Annotated in this window: 19 protein-coding genes and 1 rRNA gene; 11 read left to right on the plus strand and 9 right to left on the minus strand. The window is 34.9% G+C overall.

The features are described from left to right. The first annotated feature begins 87 nt into the window (after positions 1-87). From rrf to L3049_RS21235, 7 genes are all read left to right on the plus strand, one after another. A 5S ribosomal RNA gene (rrf, locus tag L3049_RS21205) occupies positions 88-198 on the plus strand. Between the two features lie 372 nt (positions 199-570). After that, positions 571-840 (plus strand): 30S ribosomal protein S15, encoded by a 270-nt coding sequence (rpsO, locus tag L3049_RS21210; RefSeq protein WP_275111845.1) that lies wholly within the window; start codon positions 571-573, stop codon positions 838-840. Positions 841-945: 105 nt separating this feature from the next. Then, a complete protein-coding gene (locus L3049_RS21215) occupies positions 946-3,078 on the plus strand; it encodes a polyribonucleotide nucleotidyltransferase (RefSeq protein WP_275111846.1) in 2,133 nt (710 codons plus the stop codon). Between the two features lie 101 nt (positions 3,079-3,179). Then, positions 3,180-3,668, plus strand: a complete 489-nt coding sequence (locus L3049_RS21220) for a hypothetical protein (protein WP_275111847.1) — start codon at positions 3,180-3,182, stop codon at positions 3,666-3,668. A 180-nt stretch (positions 3,669-3,848) separates the two neighbouring features. Further along, entirely contained in the window at positions 3,849-4,484 is a 636-nt protein-coding gene (locus L3049_RS21225) for a deoxynucleoside kinase (RefSeq protein ID WP_275111848.1), read from the plus strand. Between the two features lie 115 nt (positions 4,485-4,599). Continuing rightward, the gene (locus tag L3049_RS21230; protein WP_275111849.1) at positions 4,600-6,324 is read left to right on the plus strand and encodes a tetratricopeptide repeat protein; all 1,725 of its coding nucleotides are present in this window, start codon (positions 4,600-4,602) and stop codon (positions 6,322-6,324) included. A 137-nt stretch (positions 6,325-6,461) separates the two neighbouring features. Next, positions 6,462-7,268: an ATP-binding protein gene (locus L3049_RS21235; protein WP_275111850.1), complete on the plus strand. Its 807-nt coding sequence runs from the start codon at positions 6,462-6,464 to the stop codon at positions 7,266-7,268. Between the two features lie 9 nt (positions 7,269-7,277). On the opposite strand, the gene L3049_RS21240 is transcribed toward L3049_RS21235, so the two are convergent. Continuing rightward, positions 7,278-7,817, minus strand: a complete 540-nt coding sequence (locus L3049_RS21240) for an RNA methyltransferase (protein WP_275111851.1) — start codon at positions 7,815-7,817, stop codon at positions 7,278-7,280. Positions 7,818-7,914: 97 nt separating this feature from the next. Further along, positions 7,915-9,201, minus strand: coding sequence for an arginine deiminase (locus tag L3049_RS21245; RefSeq protein WP_275111852.1), 1,287 nt, complete (start codon positions 9,199-9,201; stop codon positions 7,915-7,917). Positions 9,202-9,666: 465 nt separating this feature from the next. On the opposite strand from L3049_RS21245, the gene L3049_RS21250 reads away from it, so the two are divergent. Continuing rightward, the gene (locus L3049_RS21250; RefSeq protein WP_275111853.1) at positions 9,667-10,311 is read left to right on the plus strand and encodes a DUF4294 domain-containing protein; all 645 of its coding nucleotides are present in this window, start codon (positions 9,667-9,669) and stop codon (positions 10,309-10,311) included. Here L3049_RS21250 and L3049_RS21255 read toward each other — a convergent pair. Continuing rightward, positions 10,304-10,867 (minus strand): hypothetical protein, encoded by a 564-nt coding sequence (locus L3049_RS21255; protein ID WP_275111854.1) that lies wholly within the window; start codon positions 10,865-10,867, stop codon positions 10,304-10,306. The two genes, L3049_RS21250 and L3049_RS21255, sit on opposite strands and share 8 nt — an antisense overlap. Before the next feature lie 59 nt (positions 10,868-10,926). Next, a complete protein-coding gene (gene elbB / locus L3049_RS21260) occupies positions 10,927-11,586 on the minus strand; it encodes an isoprenoid biosynthesis glyoxalase ElbB (protein WP_275111855.1) in 660 nt (219 codons plus the stop codon). 84 nt (positions 11,587-11,670) lie between these two features. On the opposite strand from elbB, the gene thpR reads away from it, so the two are divergent. The 3 genes from thpR to gcvP all read left to right on the plus strand — a co-directional run bounded on the left by thpR (position 11,671) and on the right by gcvP (position 16,163). Further along, positions 11,671-12,237: an RNA 2',3'-cyclic phosphodiesterase gene (gene thpR, locus L3049_RS21265; protein ID WP_275111856.1), complete on the plus strand. Its 567-nt coding sequence runs from the start codon at positions 11,671-11,673 to the stop codon at positions 12,235-12,237. A gap of 127 nt (positions 12,238-12,364) precedes the next feature. Further along, entirely contained in the window at positions 12,365-13,015 is a 651-nt protein-coding gene (locus L3049_RS21270) for an MBL fold metallo-hydrolase (protein WP_275111857.1), read from the plus strand. A gap of 259 nt (positions 13,016-13,274) precedes the next feature. After that, the gene (gene gcvP, locus L3049_RS21275) at positions 13,275-16,163 is read left to right on the plus strand and encodes an aminomethyl-transferring glycine dehydrogenase (protein ID WP_275111858.1); all 2,889 of its coding nucleotides are present in this window, start codon (positions 13,275-13,277) and stop codon (positions 16,161-16,163) included. A 416-nt stretch (positions 16,164-16,579) separates the two neighbouring features. Here the strand turns inward: gcvP and L3049_RS21280 are convergent, their stop codons facing one another. From L3049_RS21280 to rsmG, 5 genes are all read right to left on the minus strand, one after another. Then, positions 16,580-17,551, minus strand: a complete 972-nt coding sequence (locus L3049_RS21280) for a D-alanine--D-alanine ligase (RefSeq protein WP_275111859.1) — start codon at positions 17,549-17,551, stop codon at positions 16,580-16,582. A 16-nt stretch (positions 17,552-17,567) separates the two neighbouring features. Then, positions 17,568-18,650 (minus strand): RluA family pseudouridine synthase, encoded by a 1,083-nt coding sequence (locus L3049_RS21285; RefSeq protein ID WP_275111860.1) that lies wholly within the window; start codon positions 18,648-18,650, stop codon positions 17,568-17,570. 13 nt (positions 18,651-18,663) lie between these two features. Next, on the minus strand, positions 18,664-19,491 hold the full coding sequence (locus L3049_RS21290) for a PASTA domain-containing protein (protein WP_275111861.1): 828 nt from the start codon (positions 19,489-19,491) through the stop codon (positions 18,664-18,666). 278 nt (positions 19,492-19,769) lie between these two features. Beyond that, a complete protein-coding gene (rpmH, locus tag L3049_RS21295) occupies positions 19,770-19,928 on the minus strand; it encodes a 50S ribosomal protein L34 (RefSeq protein ID WP_125029576.1) in 159 nt (52 codons plus the stop codon). Positions 19,929-20,031: 103 nt separating this feature from the next. Next, positions 20,032-20,652, minus strand: a complete 621-nt coding sequence (gene rsmG / locus L3049_RS21300) for a 16S rRNA (guanine(527)-N(7))-methyltransferase RsmG (RefSeq protein ID WP_275111862.1) — start codon at positions 20,650-20,652, stop codon at positions 20,032-20,034. Positions 20,653-20,690 lie beyond the last annotated feature (38 nt).

The raw sequence follows: 20,690 nt of genomic DNA on the forward strand, positions 1-20,690 counted from the left end.
TGATAGAAAATGTGCGTAAATAAAGAGTTATTTACGGTTCAAATAATATAATCACAACTTGCAAAGGCAAGATTTTGTGAAACGATTTTAGGTGTTTATTGCAACGAGGTTCCACCTCTTCCCTTTCCGAACAGAGAAGTTAAGCTCGTTAGCGCCGATGGTACTGCAGAAATGTGGGAGAGTAGGTCGACGCCAACTTTTAAAAGGATAGAAATTCTACGGAGTTTCTATCCTTTTTTTTTTGATAAAGTCAATATGAATATAATCATTGAATTTCTCTTCTTACAGTCCCGATTTATTGGGATATTTCATAAGTAGTAAGGCTCTTTTTTAGGTATTCAATTCTGTTAACGAAAGCTTGTTTAACTTCATTGAAAGGGAAAAATTTATTGGTTGATTTTAATCTTTATGCAAAGCGAAAATTTTATTGGAATAAATAGCAATAATTCAATAGATTAAGACGATGTTTTTGTGTTGATATCTTGCTTTGTAGAAAATATTGCTTAATTTTGCGAACTGATTGTGTTGAGCAGTCAATTATTATATTTTTTAAAATTCAAAAAAAGAATTATGTATTTATCAGCAGAAAAAAAGCAAGAGCTTTTCGAACAATACGGAAAGTCTAATAAAGACACTGGGGCTGCAGAATCTCAGATCGCTTTATTTTCCTACCGTATCGCTCACTTAACTGAGCACCTTAAGAAAAATAGAAAAGATTACAGTACCCAACGTGCGCTGCAATTGCTAGTAGGTAAAAGAAGAAGCCTATTAGATTACTTAAAAGCAAAAGATATTGAAAGATACCGTGCTATTATTAAAGCATTAAACATGCGTAAGTAATATCTTATAATATTAGCAATCTTGAGCAATCGGGATTGCTTTTTTTATTTAAGTACGGCAACATCTAGCCTTATCCCAATATAAGTTTGAATAAAACTACAAATGATGAATGTAATCGAAAAAAAAATTGAATTAGGTGATGGAAGGTCCATCACAATTGAAACAGGGAAATTAGCTAAACAAGCTGATGGATCTGTAGTAGTAAAAATGGGTAAGACCATGCTGTTGGCTACAGTTGTATCCGCAAAGGATGCAAAACCTGATGTGGATTTCATGCCATTATCAGTAGAATACAAAGAAAAATTTAGTGCTCTAGGAAGATTTCCAGGTGGTTTCATGAAACGTGAAGGTCGTCCTTCAGATCATGAGATTCTAGTTTGTCGTCTTGTGGATCGTGCTCTACGTCCACTATTCCCAGAAGATTATCATGCAGAAACTTTTGTTACAATTAACCTTATTTCGGTTGATGCTAATGATATGCCTGATGCAATTGCCGGTTTAGCTGCATCTGCTGCAATTGCAGTTTCAGATGTGCCATTTGCAGAACCAATTTCTGAAGTACGTGTTGCCAGAATAGATGGTAAAATGGTGATCAATCCTGGTCGTGAAGAGTTAGCTACAGCTGATCTTGATATGATTATTGCAGCTACCATGGATAACATCATGATGGTTGAAGGCGAAATGAACGAAGTTTCTGAGGCTGAAATGTTAGAGGCTATCAAAGTTGGCCATGAAGCTATTAAGGTTCAATGTCAAGCTCAAGTTGAGTTGGCTGAATTAACAGGTAAAACTGTAAAAAGAGAATATTGCCATGAGGAGAGTGATGAAGAGCTTCGTCAGTTAATCGTGGATAAAACATACGCTAAGGTATTAGCAGCTGCAAGATTGCAGAATCCAAATAAGCACCAGCGTGCTGAAGCATTCGCTTCAATTAAAAAAGAATTTGTTGAGGAATATTCAGAAGGAAAAGAAGCTTCAGATATCAACATGTCTTTAATTGGACGTTATTACCACGATGTAGAAAAAGATGCTGTTCGTGAAATGGTATTGGAAGATCGTAAACGTCTTGATGGTCGTGATACAGATCAAATCCGTCCTATCTGGTCTGAAATTGATTACCTTCCAGGTGCTCACGGATCAGCTGTATTTACACGTGGTGAGACTCAATCGTTAACATCAGTAACTTTAGGTACAAAGTTAGATGAGAAAATCGTTGACGATGTACTTTATAGAGGAAAAGAGAAGTTTGTTCTTCATTATAATTTCCCATCATTCTCAACTGGTGACGCCCGTCCAAATCGTGGTGTTAGCCGTAGAGAAGTAGGACATGGTAACCTGGCTTTCCGTGCTCTTAAAGGTATGATTCCAGCAGATTCTCCATATGCTATCCGTGTTGTTTCTGATATCCTTGAATCAAATGGTTCGTCTTCAATGGCAACAGTTTGTGCAGGTACATTAGCATTAATGGATGCAGGTATCCAAATCAAAAAGCCGGTAACTGGTATCGCAATGGGATTAATCTCAACTGAAGGTGCTAAAAAATATGCTGTTCTTTCTGATATCTTAGGTGATGAAGATCACTTGGGAGATATGGACTTTAAAGTAACAGGTACCAGAGATGGTATTACTGCTACTCAAATGGATATTAAAGTTGACGGACTTCCATACGAAGTATTGGAGCAAGCTCTAATGCAAGCACGTGATGGACGTCTTCATATTCTAGATAAGATTTCTGAGACTATTGAAACTCCAAGAGAAGATCTTAAGCCTCACGCTCCAAGAATTGTATCACTTGTTATTCCTAAGGATATGATTGGTGCTGTAATCGGACCAGGTGGTAAGATTATTCAAGAGATTCAAGAAACTTCAGGTGCGGTTATCGTAATCGAAGAAGTTGACGGAAAAGGTCATGTTGATATCTCAGCTGACAACAAAGAAGCAATTGATATTGCATTAGGTCGTATCAAAGGTATCACTGCAGTTCCTGAAGTTGGAACGATCTATAAAGGAAAAGTTAAGTCGATTGTTGCCTTTGGTGCTTTCGTCGAAGTTCTTCCTGGTAAAGATGGTTTACTTCACATTTCTGAAATTGAGCATCGCAGACTAAACACTGTTGATGAAGTATTGAAAGAAGGTCAGGAAGTTGAAGTGAAACTTATCGGTATCGATCCTAAAACAGGTAAATTGAAACTTTCTAGAAAAGTTTTATTACCAAAGCCTGAGAAAAACGAGAAATAATAAATCAATTATACGATTTAGAAATCCCGGATTTATTCCGGGATTTTTTTTTGATGTTTATTGAATGATTAACTTTGTAGAATTATTTAGGAAATGCTTTTATGGAAGAGAACTGGATCGAAGAAATATCAAAAAATATAGATGAGCAAATTGATTTGTACATATCGATAAAGGATTATCGGTTTTATCAGATCGAGAAGCTGAAACGAATTGCAAAATTACTTCAGAATCAAAAGAATTGCCTAGACTGTAAATATTCGCGGAAGGAATTAGAGGAAATTGTAAATGATCTGGATCGATTGATTAATAAGTCGGGGGTAAATAGAAGTGAGTATGAAAAGAGAGTAGAGAAATTGATTAAACATCTTAAAGTACAACATGACGTTTATCAAGCCCATCATTTTACTTATACCTATTCTGCAATTTTCACTTTAGTTGGAGCTTGTTTTGGTTTATTGCTTTCTTTTGGAATATTCTATTCATTTCATCCAACCACATTTTTCTTAGCTGCAGGAGTAGGAATGTTTGCTGGTAATGTTTTGGGAAGTCGAAAGGATAAATTTTACCTGCGAAATGGGAAGCAAATCTAATTTTCTTCTTAAAATATCATGAGTGAATTGTGATTATTTTTTTTGAGAAAGGACACTTTTTTCACAAGAAAAAATATTGTTAATAAATTAAGGCTTTTGACTAATCCTTTTCTTAAAAAAAGTCTGATATTTACGCCTCATTATTTATTTTTATGTCTCTAAATCTGTAAGTCGTTATTAATGGATTATAAGTTTATCGTAATAGAAGGAAATATTGGTGCAGGAAAAACCTCACTTTCTCATAAAATTGCAGAAGAATATAATGCTAAACTGATTTTAGAACAGTTTGCAAATAATCCCTTTTTACCGAAGTTTTATGAAGATCAAGAGAAGTATTCTTTTCCTTTAGAAATGTCATTTCTAGCCGATCGATACAATCAATTAAAGAATGAATTGAGTGAGAGAGATTTGTTTAAATCTTTTACGATTGCAGATTATTACTTCATGAAATCATTGATTTTTTCGAAGCAAACCCTACAAGATGACGAATATAACCTATATCGTCAGTTTTTCCATATTATCCATAATTCTTTACCAAAACCAGACCTATACGTTTATTTACATTCTAGTGTAGATAAATTGTTAGACAACATAAAAAGTAGAGGAAGAGAGTATGAACAAGATATTTCAGCAGATTATTTGCAAAAAATTCAGGATAGTTATTTTGAGTTTTTTAAGCAACAGCAAGAGCTTAGTTTTCTGATAATTGATACCAATGAACTTGACTTTGTTAACAACACAGAAGATTATCTTAAAATCTCCAAAGCAATTTTTAATGCTGATTGTAAAAAAGGTGTTAATAGAATCATTCTCTGAAAGCCTTGAAAAGCCAAATAAAATGGTTGAATCGATTTAATTTGCATAAAATTTTCTTAAATTTGTTTTTGAACTAGATTATAATTTTAAAAGTTAAAATAATTAAGTAGTTGTTATGAAAAGATCAAAGGTTATTTCCCTAGCTTCTTTACTGTTATCTGTTGTGGTTTTATCAAGCTGTGCAGGTTTAAGTAAAATGAAGAAAGAAGCAAGTAACATCAAGTATCAAGTAACTCCAGAAGTATTGGAAGCTCATGCTGATATGGTTGATGTGAAAATTACAGTTAACATTCCTGCTAACTATTTCAACAAGAATGTAACTTTAGTAGCAACTCCTGTATTGAAGTACGATGGTGGCGAAAAAGCTTTTGCTCCTAAAACACTTCAAGGTGAGAAAGTACAAGGAAATGCAATGGTAGTACCTTACGAAACAGGTAAAACGATTACCTATAAAGGAAGTATTGACTACGACAAAGCAATGCGTATTTCTGAGCTTGAAGTTCGTATGACTGCTTCAAAAGGTGAAAAATCATTGAATTTTGATCCTGTAAAAATTGCTGATGGTGTAAAAGCAACTGCAACTCTTGTTCAGAATAACCCTGCTAACATTATTGGTAAGGATGCTTTCCAAAGAATTATTGCTGAAACGAAAGAAGCTGATCTTCATTACCTAATCAACAGCTCTCAGGTTCGTTGGTCAGAAATGAAAACCGAAGATATTAAAGCTTTAGGCGAGTACTTCAAAACTGTTGAAGCTGACGCTAATAAAGAATACAAAGGAATTGAAGTTTCTGCTTATGCATCACCTGATGGAGCTGAAGATTTCAATGAGAAATTAGCTGGTAAGCGTGAGGTTTCTTCTTCTAAGTATGTAAAGAAATCAATGAAAAAAGCTAAGCTTTCTAACTACGCTAGCGAAGACTTCTTCAAATCTAAGGTTACTCCTGAAGACTGGGATGGTTTCAAGAAATTGATGCAAGCTTCTAACATTAGAGACAAAGAATTAATTCTACGTGTTCTTTCAATGTACACAGATCCTGAAGTACGCGAGAAAGAAATCAAGAACATCTCTGCTGCTTTCTCTGAAGTTAAGAAAGAGATTCTTCCTAAGTTGAGAAGAGCTAAGTTCATGGTTAACGTTGATAACATTGGTAAATCAGACGATCAAATTAAAGATCTTGCTAAGAACAATCCTGCTGAATTGAATGTTGAAGAATTGCTTTATGCTGCAACACTTACAAAAGTAGCTAGTGAGAAATTAGCAATTTATGAAACGGCTAAGAAGCAATTTGCTAAAGACTGGAGATCTCATAACGATGCTGGTATGGTTCTTTTCGGAATGGGTAAAGTTGACGAAGCTAAAGCTAACTTCGACAAAGCTGATCAGCTTTCAGCTAACAATCCGGTTGTTAAAAATAACTTAGGAGCTGTTGAATTAGTAAAAGGTAACACGGCTGATGCTGAAGTGTTATTCGGAGCTGCAACTGGTGCTGGTAGCGAGGTAAACTATAACTTAGGTATCGTTGCTGTTAAGAAAGCTCAGTACGACTTAGCAGCTCAGCAGTTTGGCGAGTGCAATTGTGTAAACTCTGCTTTAGCTAACATCCTTGCTGGAAAATACACTGTTGCTCTTGAGAAATTGAACAAGAACACAAGTGATAACGCTATGGTTGATTACCTAAAAGCTATTGTTGGTGCAAGAACTAACAACGAAAACTTAATTTTCTCTAACTTGAAATCAGCTACTGCTAAGGATGCTTCTTTGAAAGCTACTGCAAAATCTGATATGGAATTTGCTAAAGTATTCGAAGATGCTAAATTCAAAGCTATCGTTGAATAATTCGTTATTCATTAAAATATTAAAAAGCGACCCATTATTGGGTCGCTTTTTTTATTCTAGTAAGTGAAATGTTCATTAGAATTTTTATCTTAGCCAATTCCCTTTTATTAAGGCTGATGAATTAAAATGATTGTAAAATGGTAATTGAAATCCCATATAAATTAGTGAACAATTTTCAGGGCTATGTATTCTTTTCGAAAATACATGAGCAAACAAAAAATTGTTTCGAGGATCGTATTGTTTTCGATTTTTCGAACACTAAAGTGATTGAATCGAACCTTTTTGCCATTTTAGCTGGTCTGATTGCAGGTTTAGAGCGAAGAAAAAATAAAATTCGTTTACAGAATATTCAATCGCCTATTCAGAATTTATTTAATACCAAAAAATTAGTAAATGGTTCTGCTCGCAAATACTTGTGGAAGAGTTTTGTAAAATGCCAACAATTCGCCACAGAAGACGAAGAAGCCTTGTCCGATTACCTAGACTCTAGAATCTTTCCTGAACGTCCTGAAATTAGCTTAAATCAGCAATTAAAGATGGCTGTGCAATTGTGCATTGTAGAGATATTTCGAAATGCTTTTGCACATAGTAATTGTAAAGAAGTATTTATAGCTCATTATTATTCGGTGTACAACAAGAAACTTTGTGTTAGCATCGTTGATTTGGGAAGGCCTTTTAATTTGTTAGTGAATAAAGCAACTAAAAAAAGTTTGAATGGAGTTGGAGGTATTGAATGGGCAGTGGAGCAAGGGCACACAACTCAAAAAAATACCCGAAAAGGAATTGGTCTTTATACCATTAGGCAGTTTATTAAACAAAACGAAGGTCGAATTCAGATAATGTCGGGTGATGGTGTTTGGAAACAAGTAAAGCACCGTACATTCTCAAAAATTTATGAGAATGAATTTCCAGGTTCTGTTGTCACTTTAGAATTTAATTTATAAGCTAATATCTTATTTGTTGGCGTAATTTAATTTCGAGAATAGATCCCAAAGAACAATTCCACAACTTACTGAAATATTAAAGGAGTGCTTTGTTCCAAACTGAGGGATTTCAATACACCCATCAGAAAGGCTAACGATTTTTTGTTGAACACCTTTTACTTCATTCCCAAAAACCAAAGCGTATTTCTTTTCCGAATCCATATTAAAAGACTCTAAAGAGGTACTGTTTTCAGCTTGTTCTACAGCGTAAACACCAAAGTTATTACTTTGTAGTTTCGCAATAGCATCTTCTGTTTTTTCAAAATATTCCCACGCAACAGAGTCTTCTGCTCCTAAAGCTGTTTTGTGCAATTCACGGTGAGGTGGAGTGGCGGTAATGCCACATAAATAAACAGCTTCAATCAAAAGAGCATCCGATGTACGAAATACCGATCCAATATTGTTCAGACTTCTAACATTATCTAATACAATAATAATAGGCGTTTTATCCGACTCTTTAAATTCGTTGATGCTTTTACGGTTTAGTTCGCTGTTTTTTAATTTTCTCATCGTAACAAAATAGAATTTGGTCTGTATTTTTATCGCCTACAAAAATATAAAAAAAGGAACCCTTTTGAGGTTCCTTTACTATATTTTGTTTTAATTCTTACCAATTAACCGATTTACGACGAATTGGCATAGTCATACAACGCGCACCACCACCACCACGAGGTAGTTCTGATCCTTCAAGTGTAATCACATACTTTTCGTAATCAGTCAAGTTAACTTTATGACTAATCACATCATCAGCTGGAATAATTTCGAAACCATTCTTGTTCATTTCTTCCATGGTGTAGATATTACGAGCATATCCAACAGCTTTACCTGGCCCTACAGCAAAGAAGTTAGCACCATGCCATTGCTCTCTTTCTTGATTCCAAGGCTCTTTGGTGTCACCACAGTGAATTGGCTTAAGCTCCATACCTAATTTCTTAAGTGCTTGTAATAAGTTGTTCTCTCTTTTGATATTAACAACCTTGCCTGCCTGAATTGTGATATGAACTGTTTGGTATTTGTTAGGACGAATAATTAATGGTTCATAAACCATACACTTGTCCTTATCAAGTAGTGTAAACACCATATCCAGGTGAATAAATGACTCCGGATGTGATGGTAATTCCTGAACTAAGATATGACGAGGCTTCTCTTCTTTTTGAGAAAGCAGTTGAGCCAAAATAAAGTCGATCCCCTGAGTTGTAGTACGTGTTCCGTTACCAATAACCAGAATATCTTCACGAGCAACCAAAACATCACCACCCTCAATCATACAATTAGGGTCCATGTTTGGATTATCGATAGGGTTCACCGTTTTTGCTTTGAAACCTGGTGTATAATCGAAAATAGCCTGCATGATTAATGACTCACGATCACGAACAGCATTTGCCATTTTCCCAATCAAAACCTCATCTCCCAGCGACATAGATGCGTCACGCGTAAAGAAGAAATTATGAAGCGGGCGCATAGCATAGCGCTCTTTACTTAAAAATTTCGTTAGGTTGTCGCGTGTTAAAGCTACTCCTTCGATCAATAATGAAGCTAAATCTTCAGCATTTTGATCTAATAAAGTATCCTTAATACAATACGTATTTCCTTTAACAGCAAGTTCAGGTTCAATCTTACAAATCTTATCAATCACGATTTCCTTAACCTTATCATCCTTAAGGATATTGGCCAACAAATCTTTTACCTGATAAGTTTGAGTAATTTCTCCCAAAGATCCGCTTAGCTGCTTGTACTCTTTTTGCGCTACTGCAAGGTTTAGAATATCGCTATAAAGAGCTCTTTCAGCATTCTCAGGAGTCATGTTCTCAACTTCCGATCCTGGAGTATGAAGAATAACACCTTCCAGTTCTCCAATTTCTGAGCGAACATCTAATTCTACGTACTTAGTCATACCGATCTAATAAAGTGTCGTTAGTCTTTGTTGTTTGTATCAAAAAAAAGATTTTTCGATTTGCAAATGAAGTAAAAATTTAGTGTATAGAAAAGGATTGCGTTAAGTAAATTTCACTTTTGCTAAAATGCTGCTGAAACGATTCAAATCATGATAAATAGAACCTTTTAATCTTTACGATTAACTTTTGTAATTATGTAAATAAGAATCATTTTCAAGGAATGAATATCAATTTGTTCCATAAGCTATTTTAATAGGGCGTTACCAAATTATTACTTTTTTTACCACAAAAGTATATTTTGGTCAAGCTTTTCGCTATTACTCCTCGCTCATTCTTCGCTGTGGGGTATCCGCTACAATCCTTAACGCATATGTACTACGTGCTTTTTATTGATCATAGCTCAACTAAATTTATACATAAGTTTCATTCACTTAAAGATAAGAAAGTTTATCTTTGAATTAGGAATGAAGGAGAGTATTAAAATATGGATTTTGGGATTGTTTGTTTTTGCTTTGGCTAATGTAAAAACTGCGAATAGTAGCATAATTTGTCGTGTGAATGTGCTTCAGGATACAATTGTGTTTTTAGATTCTAATTTGCACGTTAATCTTGATGAAGTAAAAATTAAGAGATATAAAAAAAGGAAACGAAGACATTATCGAAGTACACGTAAATATTGGCGTACTGTTCGAAATATCCGGATTGTATACCCATATGCACAAGCAGCAAATGAAACCATTGTAAAATTAACCAATGAGTTAGATTCAATTGATAGCAACAAGCAACGAAGAAAATTGATTCGAAAAGAATACAAAGGCTTAATGAAGGAGTATAAAAAGCCTATAATGAAACTAAAAATTTCGCAAGGAAAGCTACTCTTAAAATTAATAGATCGGGAAACAGGAGGAACAAGTTACGATCATCTAAAAGAATTGAAGGGTTCCTTTACAGCGGTATTTTGGCAATCGGTTGCAACCATGTTTGGGTCATCTTTAAAAGCAGAATACGATCCCTTAGGGGATGATTGGATGGTAGAGGAAATATTAGATCGCATGAAAAAAAATGAATTAGGCCCACCAAGTAAGTTACCAATAAAGAGGATTAACTAGCCTTGCTTGATAAATATTTTTCCATCCTTTCATCATAGAGCTGCGACTTTTCTATGTATTCTTCAAATTCTTGTAGATCAGATTCATCAATTAATTTTTGAACTTCTAAAAAGGCATCTTCCTTTTCCTCTTCGATGTTCATTCGATATGTATTAAGTGTCTTTTCAACTTTGCTTTCCCATGCATATGATTTTGCAATAACAAAATATGCAATAAAGCTAAATAGCCAACTAAACAAAAGTAAGGCACCGTTCGTGATTTCAGGAAAGAACAGTAGCGGAATTAAGAGAAAAATGATTGGACTAAGTGCTGCGATACAAAATATAGAAATAACTAAGTTATTGTAATGTTGAGAGAAGTGTGTCAGTTTTTTCTTTTTCCATAAATAGAAAAATGACCAATTGAAGAATAAGTTCACCGAGATAGAGAATAACGGCAGCGCAGCTTCGTTTGCAGCGTTTAAGCTTAAAAAAATACCAATAAAAAGTGCTAGGTTCGAGAAAATAAATGGGTAAATATGGTTTTCACCTACATCTTTTGTATTGCGGTTTTTCATAGAATTGTTTGTAGTGGAAAAAGCAATTGACCAGTTGTACTTGCCAATTGCTAATAATTTTAAATACTCAGTGCCATAATTGTTTTAACTACTTTTTCTGCTCCTTCTCCAATTTGAGCAATAGTCGCATCGAGCATATAACAAGGTGTTGTAACAATTTTGTTTTCTTTGTCGAAAACAATTTCGCCATGATTTGTGTTCACATGTATTGCTCCCATTTGCGTAATTGCTTCAGCAGTACCAGCATCTTGACCGATGGTAACTTCCACATTACTTATTACTTTTGCAATCAGTGCAGGAGCAATACAAAGAGCTGCAATTGGCTTAGCTGCTTTGTGCATTTCTCTTAACACGTTCTCAATTCCGGAATCTACATTACAATCTGCTCCATCGAATGCCAAGGAACAAAGATTTTTAGCCACTCCAAATCCTCCCGGGAAAAGAATCGCATCAAAATCACCTGCTTTAAATTCTTTTAAATCTTTGATATTACCACGGGCAATTCGGGCAGCTTCTACCAAAACATTTCTTGTTTCGGCCATTTCTTCTCCCGTTAAATGGTTCACCACATGGTGCTGATCGATATTAGGAGCAAAAATTTGATACTCTCCCCCATTTTTAGAAATCGCATATAAGGCAAGTGTGGCTTCATGAATTTCAGATCCATCGTATACACCCGAACCAGCAAGGATAACTGCAAATTTTTTCTTTGAATTCATTTTAAAATACTTTATTTTTTTGTTTAGAATTTTGCGGTAAATTAATCATCGAAAAGAACTCCATTTATTGATTTAAAATAAGATATGAAGTCAAAACGATTATTCATAGCAATAAAGATAGCCAATACGAATCAAATTCAAGAAATTTTTCGACAAGTTGGGCTTGATTTAAGCAAAGAAAGAATTAAATGGGTAAATGATAAGGGGCTTCATGTTACTCTTTTTTTTATTGGGAATAAAAGTGTTGATGCGATTCCTAATTTAATTCACACCTTAAAAATTGTGGCTAAGCAATTTAGCGGTTTCTATTTGAGTTTAAAGGGACTTGGGGCTTTTCCATCATTAGATTCTCCTCGGATATTGTGGATAGGAATAGATTCTCATCAAAATTTATTTGACTTGCAAAAAGAGATTCATTTTAAGCTTGAAGAAATTAGTGAATTGGATACGTATAAATATAAACCTCACGTAACTATTGGAAGAATAAAAGGAGGGGTTAAAGAACCTAAAAATGTAGCTTTAGCACTTGCGAAATGGAATGAATGGGAAGGAGAGGAGTTGTTTGTTAAGGAATTTGTTTTGATGGAGAGTGTTCTAAGTGATGTTGGACCAAAGTATGAGGTTTTAGATACTTTTCATTTAAACGAATAAAAGATTCTTGTCACAAGAATTCGGATTTTGTAGCTTGTGTTTTGTCATTTTTTCTTTTTCATCTCTACAAGATTTTTTAAAATTGCGGATTAGATGTAAATTTGAGCTACTAAAAATATATTTGGATATGATTACGATAGAAACATTGGTGTTTAATCACTGGCAAGAAAATACATACATTTTACATGACGAAACAGGAGAAGCAGTATTAATCGACTGTGGCGTTTTCTTCGATGATGAAGGGAAAAAACTGATTGATTTTGTTGAGAAAAAAGGAATTAAACTCGTTAAACAGCTGAATACGCATTTGCATATCGATCATGTTTTGGGAAATCAATTTATGAAAGATCAGTTTGGCTTGCTTACGCATGCTCATAAAGATGATGAGTTTTTATTGGCTGAAGCGCCTAATTATGGGGTTCGTTTAGGACTTGAAAATGTTGTTGAACCGCCAGCAATGGGACAAGCTATTAAAGATGGTGATGTAATTAAATTTGGAAATTCTGAGTTGAAAGTGCTTCATATTCCAGGTCATTCTCCAGGTCATGTTGTTTTTTATAACGAAGCTCAAAAATTTGCAATTGTAGGTGATGTAGTGTTTCGTGAAAGTATCGGTCGTACCGATCTGCCTTATGGAAATTTCGATCAATTAATAGAAGGTATCAAAACAAAATTACTTGTTTTAGATGATGAAGTTGATTTATATCCTGGGCATGGACCTGCAACAACAATTGGTCATGAACGAGCTAATAATTTGTTTTTAAAAGGATTGAGCTAATTCAATAAAAATATTTTACAACCCCTCATATTAGAGGGGTTTTTTTGTGGGCTTAATATTGGCAAAAGATGAACAGAATCATGATATAAATCATGTTTGTATTGGTCTATAAAACAAATTGTTAAGAAGAATTAAAAAACAGTCCAATCATGTTAGAAAACAATGGCGAAATTCCCTGTTTTACTTCTAGGAAATGTAAATCTTTTGCTACTTTTACAATCACAAATATTTTACACAAACACTAAATTTTTACAAGGATATGGCAACCGAAAAGTTTGTTTCCCGTCACATTGGACCTCGCAATGGCGATATTAAAACAATGTTGGAAACTGTTGGCGCATCATCTTTAGATGCCCTAATTGAAGAAACAATCCCTTCTGATATTCGTTTAACTCAGCCTTTAGATCTTCCTGAAGCTTTAACTGAGAATGAATATTTAGCGAAAATTAAAGGTATTGCTGCTAAAAACAAATTATTCAGAACCTTTATTGGTCAAGGATATTATGACACAATTACCCCTCCTGTTATCCTTCGAAACGTACTCGAAAATCCAGGATGGTATACGCCATATACACCATACCAAGCTGAAGTTTCTCAAGGTAGACTAGAAGCACTTTTGAACTTTCAAACAGTTGTTTTAGATCTAACTAAAATGGAATTAGCTAACAGCTCACTTCTTGATGAAGCAACTGCTGTGGGTGAAACCATGTATATGATGCATAGTTTACGTTCAAGAGCAAAGAAAAAGGCTAAGGCCAATACACTTTTTGTTGACGAAAACATTTTTGCTCAAACACTAGATGTACTTGTGACTCGTGCTCAGCCACTAGGTATTGAGCTTGTTGTTGGAGATTATAAAACATTCGAATTTACTGATGCAGTATTCGGATCTATCATCCAATACCCTGCTGCTAATGGTAGTGTTGAAGACTACACAGAGTTCGTAGAGAAGGCACACGGAGCTGAAGCTTTAGTTGCTGTTGCAGCTGATCTTATGAGTTTAGCGTTACTTACTGCTCCTGGCGAGTGGGGTGCTGATATTGTTGTCGGTTCGTCTCAACGTTTTGGTGTTCCAATGGGATACGGTGGACCACACGCAGCTTTCTTAGCTTGTCGTGAAGCTTATAAGCGTAACGTTCCCGGACGTATCATTGGTGTAACCAAAGATGCTCAAGGTAACCAGGCAATCCGTATGGCTCTTCAAACTCGTGAGCAGCATATCAAACGTGAAAAAGCGACTTCAAACATCTGTACAGCTCAGGCCTTATTAGCTACAATGGCAGGTTTTTATGGAGTTTTTCATGGTGCTGAAGGCTTGAAGAGAATTGCTACTCATATCCATTCTGCTGCTGGTGAATTATCAGAAGGATTAAAATCATTGGGTTATCAACAAACTGTTGAAAACTACTTTGATACTTTGGAAGTTGTTGTTCCTTCAGTAGTTTCTGTTGAAGGAATTCGGGAAGCTGCTGTAAATGCAGAATTGAACTTTCGCTATGTTAATGAAACTACGATTGGTATTTCTACTGATGAAAAAATCAGTAAAGAAGAGATTAATACCATCTTAAATATTTTCGCTAAAGCTGCGGATAAGGAAATAGCTATAAAAGAGGTAGAAGAAAAGTTATATTTCGATGAGAAATTAGCTCGTAAAAGCGAATACCTAACATTAGATGTATTCAATCGTTATCATTCAGAAACTGCAATGATGCGTTACATCAAAAACCTTGAGAAAAAAGATATCGGGCTAAACACTTCGATGATTTCTTTAGGTTCTTGTACTATGAAATTGAATGCTGCTGCAGAAATGTTTCCTATTAGCTGGCCTGAATTTGGTGGACTTCACCCATTCATCCCAACTAATCAAGCTGACGGTTATACTCAAATCATAACTGAACTTGAGCAGTGGTTATCTACAATTACGGGCTTTGCCGGATGTACACTACAACCAAATTCCGGTGCTGCTGGTGAGTACACAGGTTTATTAGTTATTCGTGAATACCAAAAATCTCGTGGCGAAGGTCACAGAAATGTTGTATTGATTCCTGCATCTGCACACGGAACTAACCCAGCTACAGTAACAATGGCTGGAATGAAAGTCGTGGTTGTTAAGTGTGATGAAAATGGTAACGTAGATTCAGAAGACTTTAAAGCTAAAGTTGAGAAGCACAAAGAAGATTTATGTGCCTACATGATCACATACCCTTCTACTCACGGTGTATTTGAAACTGGCATCAAAGAAATGATGAACTTGATTCACGAGAATGGTGGACAGGTTTATATGGATGGTGCTAATATGAATGCTCAAGTTGGATTAACAAACCCAGGTGCTATTGGCGCTGACGTTTGTCACTTGAATCTACATAAAACATTTGCCATTCCTCACGGTGGTGGTGGTCCTGGAGTTGGTCCTATTGGTGTTGCTGAACACTTGGTTCAATTCTTACCTTCACACAAAGTTGTTGAGACAGGTGGTAAAAATGGAATCACGGCAGTAGCTGCTGCTCCTTTCGGATCGGCTAGCGTATTACCTATTACTTACGGTTATATCGCAATGTTAGGTACTGCTGGTTTAGAGGAAGTAACCAAGATGGCTATCTTAAATGCCAACTACCTTGCTTCTTCGTTCGAAAAACTTGGTTTCAAGATTCTTTACAAAGGAGATAATGGTCGTGTAGGTCACGAGATGATTTTCGACTGTAGAGAGTTTAATAAAACTGTTGGTATTACTGATGGTGATATTGCGAAGCGTTTAATGGACTACGGCTTCCATGCACCGACTCTTTCTTTCCCTGTTCACGGAACACTTATGGTAGAGCCTACTGAAAGTGAGCCACTAGAAGAACTAGATCGTTTTGTTGAAGCACTTGCTAAGATTAACGAAGAGATGAAGGAAATTGAAGATGGTGTTGCCGATGCTCAAGACAACGTTCTTAAGCATGCTCCACATACGCATATGGTATTAACTGCCGATGAGTGGAACCATTCATACTCTCGTAAAAAAGCAGCTTATCCATTAGAGTGGGTTGCAGACAACAAATTCTGGCCTACTGTTGGACGTGTAGACGATGCTTACGGTGATCGTAACTTAATGTGTACATGTGCACCATTAGAGGCGTACAATGAAGAATATATTGATGTTGACTAAATAGTCTAATCAAATACGAATATGGAATCCGGTGAGTTATTACTCATCGGATTTTTTTATTTAAAGAGAAAAAATTGATCGATTTTACAAAATAGAAGGCACAAAAAAGGAGGCTGCCCCGGCCTCCTTTTAATGTTCTATTACTAACCCTAAAATTTAACTATGAAATTAATGAATCGAAATAAGTAATTCATTAAATCTATATTCTATTACGCGGGAGTTGCAAAAAAGTTCTGTATGAAAAGTGATTTTAGGTCTGATTAATAGTGACTTGTTTTCATAAAATAATAAGCTTTCCTTTTTTTATAATGCTTTCGTGAGGATGAAAAAAAATAAAAAAAAATCAGAAAAAAGATAAAATAGTCTCTTTTTTCTGATTCTGTATAAAAAACACACCTACAGGTGTTTAAGCTTCCTTAAAATTCATTTTCAATTACAAGGCTTAAAATATCTTTCAATTCTTTGTTCATTGCAGCAACTTGTTTTGGTATAAAACTGTTAGCTGTCATTCCGGGAATTGTGTTTGCTTCCAGTATGAAAATTTCATCTTGTCGAATCATGTAATCCACACGAACAATTCCCTTGCATTTTAATGCATCATAGACATCAGAAGATAGGTTTTGAATTCGAAGTGTTAGTTCATCAGATATTCTAGCAGGAGTAATTTCTTCTGCCATATTTGGATCGTACTTGGCTTCGTAATCAAAGAATTCCTTTTTTGGTAAAACCTCTGTTACGGGAAAAATAATGGATTCCTTTTTGGTTTTAACCAATCCACAGGTAAATTCTAAGCCATCTATAAACTCTTCTATTATAACTTCGTTTCCTTCGTTAAAAGCTTTGTAAATTGCTTCCTCTAAATCTTCAACGCGTTTTACCTTTGAAATTCCAAAGCTCGATCCATCTGCATTTGGTTTCACAAAGCATGGCATTCCAAGAGAAGATTCAATTTCAGGCGATGAGAATTTCTGTCCTTTTTTCAACAATACCGATTTGGCAATATTGAAATTGTATGACTTGAGAAAAGAATTGCATGCATGCTTGTTAAAACTAAGCGAACTGCTTAATACACCGCAAGTAGAATGAGGAATATTAAGTAGTTGAAGATATCCTTGTAGAATGCCATTTTCGCCAGGAGTTCCATGAATTCCTATGTATGCAAAATCAAACTTGACTTTTTCTCCATTTCTTGTGAAGCTAAAATCATTTTTATCTACAGGATAGTTCTGATCTTCAATTTTTACATTCCAGTCCATTCCCTTAAATGTTATTAAGTAGGGAATGTACTTTTTTGGATCTAAACTTGCGAATATATGATTTGCAGTTTGTAGTGAAATTTCAAATTCGGCAGAATCACCACCAGCAATTACAGCAATTGTTCTTTTCATTGTGCATTATATATTTTTAATCTTCATCTTCGTCTTCTACTTCAATGGGTCTGTTAGCTGTATAATCTCTCCATTTTTTGATTAATGTTGCCATGTCATCAGGTATTTCCGAATTAAATGAAATGTATTCGTTAGTGCTTGGATGGATGAATCCTAATGTTTTAGCATGAAGAGCTTGGCGTGGACATATCTTAAAACAATTTTGAACAAACTGTTTGTATTTTGTGAATGTTGTGCCTTTTAAAATTTGATTTCCACCGTAATCAGCATCATTAAAAAGAGGATGACCTATATGTTTGAAATGGGCACGAATTTGGTGTGTACGACCTGTTTCAAGCACGCATTCTACTAAATTAACATATCCCAGTCTTTCTAGTACGCGATAGTGTGTTACGGCATGTTTACCATATTCTCCGTCAGGGAAAACATCCATAACTTTTCGATTCTTCAAGTTACGACCAACATGTCCGGTAATTGTTCCTTCATCTTCTTCTAAATTACCCCAAACTAGTGCGCGATATTTTCTATCACTGGTTTTATTGAAAAATTGTAGAGCTAATTTGGTTTTTGCGATTTCATTTTTTGCAATAACCAAAATTCCGGAAGTGTCCTTATCGATACGATGGACAAGGCCTGGACGTGGATCTTTAGAATTAAAAAGAGGTAAATTCTTTAGATGAAAAGCAAGAGCATTTACTAAAGTTCCTGAATAATGTCCATATGATGGGTGGACAACCATTCCTGGGTTTTTATTTACAATTATGAAATCATCATCTTCATAAACAATATTTAATGGGATGTCTTCAGCAATAATTTCGATTTCCCGAGGAGGATAACTCAGTACAATTGTTACAACATCGCCTGGTTTAACCTTATAATTTCTTTTAACAACAACATCGTTAACACGAATGTTACCATTATCTGCAGAATCCTGAATTTTGTTTCTTGATGAGTTTAGCATGCGATCGACTAAGTATTTATCTATTCGTAAAGGTGTTTGACCAGGATCAACATCGAAGCGAAAATGTTCGAATTGTTCTTTAGTTGCATCAAAATCCTCTTCCGAATTGAAATTATCTATTGGTTCTTTATCAGTCATTTTCTAAAATTGTTTAGTAAAGCAAATTGCTTAAACGTCTTTGCATTATCGAATCGGCTTGGTGAAGCTTTACAGAATCACGGGTTAGCCAGATGTTGATGTTTGAGCCAACTTTAATTCTTCGATTCTCGTTAAAAGCTGGAGTTTGCTTCCAGACTTTTGCTTGAATAGAATCAAGATGATTGGTTATTGTTTGATCGAATGTAATCTTTCCTAAGTTCATATTGGAAAGAATAATTTTTTCTTTTGCCTGTGCAGTAGATTTGCCTAGTAAGTTGGGTGCAATAATTCCTCGGTTTGCTCCTTTTCCTAATACTAAATCTACTGTTGCTCCTTTGTCAATCATACTTCCAGCATGAATTGTATCTCCCATGTATTTTGGAAATAAAACCAAATTAAAAAATTGATTTTCAGCATACTCTAATTTGCCAATCTTAAAACCATTGGTAATTAATAGTTCGTAAGCTTGTCTAAAAGAATTGTCAACCAAATTCGGAAAACGAACCTGCTCAGGTTTCATTGAGTTGATCGTTAAGAAAATATTTCTTTTTCTTTTTACGATTGCCCCAGCAAAAGGTCTCTGATCTAAAACTGTACCAGGTGCAAAATCTGAATTGTAGATTGAATCATAAATCGTATAACGAAGATGATCAGTATTAATTTTTACGTCCGCTTCCTCAAGACTCATGCCGTAGAGATCCGGTACTTTTAACTCTTCTCCATGATGAGTATACCAGCCAAGGCTTAATAAAGTAATCCATACCAAGGCTATGGTTGTAACGAGTGCAATTCCTACTTGTATTAGAAATAGTTTGCTTCTGAAGAAATTTGCTGATTTCATCTTCTAAGTGGGCTTTTGTTTTTTTTATAGGTAACTATCTGCAAAAGTTATTACTGCTTTGCTTTTGCATTATACAAAAATAGCAGAGATTTTTAGATTACAGAAAAAAAATAGCTAAAGCATTACTAAATTCTTGATTTGAGTAATGTCCATAAAAAAAGAGCTCCTTAGGAACTCCATCTTATCAATATAGAATATTGCTAATTCTATAAACACAAAAAAGTAAAGAACTTCGTGTTCTTTACTTTTTATATCTTAGATAAAGCTTATTTTAAAAATTAAGCTTTGTGTCTGCGCTCGCTAGAAACAGATAATTTTTTTCTGCCTTTTGCTCTTCTACGAGATAATACTGCTCTTCCGTTAGCAGAAGCCATTTTGTCTCTGAAACCGTGCTTGTTTCTTCTTTTTCTATTTGATGGTTGAAATGTTCTTTTCATCGCGAAATATTTTTATCGAATAAAGTGATTATATGCGTTGATTTTGGACTGCAAAAATAAGTATTTTTTTTATCTGGCAAAAAGATCGGCCACTTTATTTTCACTAAAGATCAAGGTGTACCACTTTTTTTGTCTCAAAAAACTCCTCTGTGAAATAATCTGAACACTCGTAAAGGCTGATTCTGCTTCCGTATCCAGAGATTTCATCTTGAAAATCACCACCCTTTAAATAAAGGATTCCATTGGGTAAACTATTTTGATCTTTGGCCTTACTATTTTTGCGAACCATATTCACAAATTTTGGAAATGCAGTAACAGCGCGGCTAACAATAAAGTCAAATTTATCTTTAACTTGCTGAACTCTAATTTGTTCAGCTTTTACATTGCTCAGTTTTAACGCTGCGGCCACTTCATTTACTACTTTTATCTTTTTTCCGATCGAATCGATCAAATAAAAATTAGTTTCAGGATAAAGAATTGCAAGAGGAATTCCAGGAAATCCACCTCCAGTTCCAACATCCATTATTTTTGTGCCAGGAGTAAAATTGATCACTTTAGCAATTGCTAAAGAGTGAAGTACATGATGTTCGTACAAAGATTCCATATCTTTTCGAGAAATCACATTAATTTGATCATTCCAAAAAGTGTATAGATCTTTTAGTTTAGAGAATTTTTCTCTTTGTTCTTCCGATAAATCGGGAAAGTATTTTTCAAGGATTTCCATGCCAAATGTAAATTTTAACCCGGCAAAGATAAGCTAAA

Origin of the sequence: Labilibaculum sp. DW002 (genome assembly GCF_029029525.1) — a bacterium.
Taxonomy (GTDB): domain Bacteria; phylum Bacteroidota; class Bacteroidia; order Bacteroidales; family Marinifilaceae; genus Paralabilibaculum; species Paralabilibaculum antarcticum.